Origin of the sequence: Ruegeria sp. HKCCD4884, from assembly GCF_013110855.1 — a bacterium.
Lineage (GTDB): Bacteria > Pseudomonadota > Alphaproteobacteria > Rhodobacterales > Rhodobacteraceae > Ruegeria.
The window spans coordinates 1-3,087 of the sequence record NZ_WVRJ01000029.1; the positions used below are offsets into that span (position 1 = coordinate 1).

At 58.3% G+C, this 3,087-nt stretch carries 3 protein-coding genes; all 3 read left to right on the forward strand.

Going from position 1 to position 3,087, the window contains the following annotated elements; all coding sequences use genetic code 11:
- On the forward strand, positions 1 to 948 hold a 948-nt coding region (locus GS636_RS22555), incomplete at its 5' end, for an ABC transporter substrate-binding protein (protein ID WP_371808769.1).
- 70 nt (positions 949 to 1,018) lie between these two features.
- Entirely contained in the window at positions 1,019 to 2,047 is a 1,029-nt protein-coding gene (locus GS636_RS22560) for a proline/glycine betaine ABC transporter permease (RefSeq protein ID WP_171095564.1), read from the forward strand.
- A 12-nt stretch (positions 2,048 to 2,059) separates the two neighbouring features.
- Positions 2,060 to 3,087 (forward strand): glycine betaine/L-proline ABC transporter ATP-binding protein (locus tag GS636_RS22565; protein WP_171672920.1); only part of this gene is annotated, 1,028 nt, incomplete at its 3' end.

Sequence of the window (3,087 nt, forward strand, 5' to 3'; positions counted from 1 at the left end):
GCGGCGAGTGCTGCGGTATCCATGGGCGTAGCTGGTGCGGCGCAGGCTGAGTGTGGTGAGGTTTCGATCACCGAGATGGATTGGGGCTCGGCGATTATTGTGACGCAGGTTAGCAAGTTCCTGCTGGAGCAAGGCTATGGCTGCACGGTGACAGTTGTGCCATCGGCGACGACGCCCGCGCTGGCCTCGGTTGCGGAAACTGGCGAGCCAGACATTCTGACCGAGCTGTGGACCAACGGGGCGCCTGCTTATCCGGGCCTGATTGAAAGTGGTGCGATCATCGAACGCGCCAAGGTGCTGTCCGATGGCGGTGTCGAGGCGTGGTGGATTCCGACCTATCTGGCCGAAGAACATCCGGAGCTGACCACGATGGAAGGCATCTTGGCCAATCCTGAACTGGTTGGCGGCCGTTTCCACAATTGTCCTGTTGGTTGGACCTGTCAGCGGGTCAGCACCAACATGGCAAAGGCGGCCGGTTTTGCTGATGCAGGGATTGAGGACTTTATCCACGGATCGGGAGAGACTCTGGCAGCGTCCATTGCCTCGGCCTATGACTCGAAAGAACCTTGGTTTGGCTACTATTGGGCTCCAACCTCGATTCTAGGCCGCTACCCGATGGTGCAGGTCGATGTAGGCCCACATGTGGCAGAAGCGCATGAGTGCAACAGTCAGGAAGAATGTGCAGAACCGGTGCTTGGTGCGTTCCCCGCCAGTGACGTGACCACGGTTGTGACCAACACTTTCGCGGATTCGCACCCCGAAGAGACGGCGCTGATGGAGAATGTTCAATTCACCAATGACGTGATGAACGGTCTGCTTGCCTGGCAGGAAGAGAACAACGCGTCCGGAGAAGAGGCTGCGGTTTATTTTCTGACCAACTTCCAGGACACTTGGAGTGAGTGGCTGAACGACGACGCGCGCGCGAAACTGTCAGCGCTGCTGAAATAACAATAAAACACGGTAAGGATCTGGGCGCCTCATACAAGGGGGCGCCCGGGTGTTGTTGGAAGGGGACGATATGGCTTTTTATGACCGCATGTTCGATGCGTTGGGACTCCGTGACTGGTGCGAGTCTTCTGGCGGCGGGGCAAATCTTTCGATGGCCGATTTGCTGGCGCAGGCCAATGCTGAGAATGTCGACAATGGCCCGACTTTTCCCTTTCCCTCTCTTGATGCCTTGAACGAAGCCTGTCCTGCGATCCCACAATCGCGGGATTTTGTGTCTGCGGTTGAGGATGGCTTTCTTGCCATCAAGGACGGGTTGAAGCTGGTGCTGGACCCGTTGACGCAACCGCTGTCATGGATGCTGGAATGGGCGCTGCTGGCGGTGGATGCGGTGCCGTGGTGGATCATGCTGCCGGCGCTGTTTGTGCTGACCTGGTATGTTTCACGCTCGGCCATCGTAACCGGATTCGTGATCTTCGTATTTTGCTTTTTGGGCTTCATCGATCATCTTGAGCCGGCGATGCAGACACTGTCGATTGTGCTGGTCTGTACCGGGCTTTGTATTCTGCTGGGGGTGCCCATAGGCATCGCCATGGCCAAATCCGATAGCTTCCAGCGTATGATCCTGCCGGTTCTGGACCTGCTGCAAACGCTACCGACCTTTGTGTATCTCATCCCGCTGATCTTCCTGTTCAGCGTTACAGAACCGAAACTCTACGGCATTGCGATCATTGTGTACGCCATCGTGCCTGTGATCCGCCTGACCGACTTGGGCATTCGTCTGGTCGACAAGGATGTTGTTGAGGCGGCGAATGCCTTCGGCATGTCGCCGCGTCAGAAACTGTGGGGGGTCGAGCTACCACTGGCCTTACCAAACATTATGGCGGGTGTGAACCAAACCATCATGATGAGCCTTGCGATGGTGGTGATCGCCTCGCTGGTCTCGGCGCCCGGTCTGGGCGTCTTGGTGTTGCGCGGCATCCGTAATCTTGAGCTGGGCGTCGGCTTGATCGCGGGTCTCGGCATCGTGTTGCTGGCAATCGTGCTGGACCGGGTGTCCAAGGCGGCGCTGGCCCGTGTTGCAGCGGCACAGAAGCATTAAGGAGGGCGGGACATGAGTGCTGAACCTAAAATCTCGATCCGCAACCTTTACAAGATCTTCGGTGCGCATCCTGATCGCGCGATGGAACAAGTGCGCCAGGGTATGGGCAAGACCGACCTGCTGGAGAAGGAAGCCCACGTGCTGGGCCTGCAAGACATCAATGTCGACATGCAGGCCGGTGAGATCACAGTGATCATGGGTCTGTCAGGGTCGGGCAAATCGACCCTTATCCGACACCTGAACCGGCTGATCGAACCCACGGCCGGAGAGGTTTGGGTCAATGGGCAGAACGTATTGGACTATGACCCGTTGAAGCTGCGCGACATGCGGCTGAACACAATGTCGATGGTGTTTCAGAAGTTCGCGCTGCTGCCGCACAAGACGGTGGCGGAAAACGCGGGCATGGCGCTGGCCGTGCGCGGCGATACCAAGGACGAGATCGTGGCGGCGGGCAAGAAGTGGCTCGCGCGCGTTGGCCTTGCGGGATACGAGGACCACTATCCGCACCAGCTGTCAGGCGGGATGCAGCAGCGCGTGGGGATCGCCCGGGCGCTGGCCTCGGATTCCGAGATCATGCTGATGGACGAAGCGTTCTCGGCGCTTGATCCACTGATCCGCACCGACATGCAGGACCTGCTGCTGGAGTTGCAGAAGGACCTGCACAAGACGATCATCTTCATCACCCACGATCTGGACGAGGCGCTGAAGCTGGCTGACCACCTGGTGATCCTGAAGGATGGCTACGTGGTGCAACAGGGCGAGCCGCAGCACATCCTGTTGAACCCGAACGATCCTTACATTGAGGACTTCGTGAGCGACATCAACCGCGCCCGCGTGCTGCGCGTGCGCTCGGTGATGGACAAGGACGGAACCCACGAAGGTGAGTTTGACGGCGAGGTGGATGTTAACGACAACCTCGAACACCTGATCTCGATCTCGGGTGGCGACACTTACAAAACCTACCGCGTTATGAGCGGCAAAACACAGGTCGGCATCCTCAACATGAAAGACCTCGTCCGCGCCCTCGTCCCAGCGCATGT